Annotated in this window: 1 protein-coding gene; it reads left to right on the top strand. The window is 47.3% G+C overall.

The window, feature by feature from the left end; all coding sequences use genetic code 11:
• Positions 1-582, top strand: a 582-nt coding sequence (locus A3738_RS01200; protein ID WP_156503869.1) for a sigma 54-interacting transcriptional regulator, incomplete at both ends; no start/stop codon positions are given.

The raw sequence follows: 582 nt of genomic DNA, 5'->3' as shown, positions 1-582 counted from the left end.
GTTCTAATTCAAGGTGAAACAGGCAGCGGCAAGGAGCTCGCGGCGAAGGCCATTCATAAGATGAGCCATCGCCGCAACCAAGAGATTGTGTGCATAAACTGCGCAGCGATTCCTGAGTCGCTGATAGAGTCAGAGCTTTTCGGTCACGAAAAAGGTGCATTTACAGGAGCTGGCTCTGCGCGTGCAGGTTTGATTGAAGCAGCCGATGGTGGAACTTTATTTTTGGATGAAATCGGTGAGCTGCCCCTTGATGCTCAGGCTCGATTACTTCGCGTTCTACAAGAAGGAGAAATAAGACGAGTTGGCTCCATCAGCTCTAAAAAAGTCGATGTGCGCTTAATTGCAGCAACACATAGAAATCTAAAGTCTTTGTCCCGTACCGGCCAATTCCGTGAAGATTTATATTATCGACTCAATGTTGTTCAAATTCGCCTCCCTCCATTAAGAGAGCGAGGAAAAGATATTACGGGCTTAGCTCACTTACTTTTAGAACGTGCTCGAGAGCGCTTAGCGAGACCAACGGTAGAACTCAGTACAGACGCACTGCGAGCCATTCAAGAATATAATTGGCCCGGTAATGTA

The sequence above is a fragment of the Oleiphilus sp. HI0066 genome (assembly GCF_001635725.1).
This window is presented reverse-complemented; position numbering and strand designations above follow the sequence as displayed.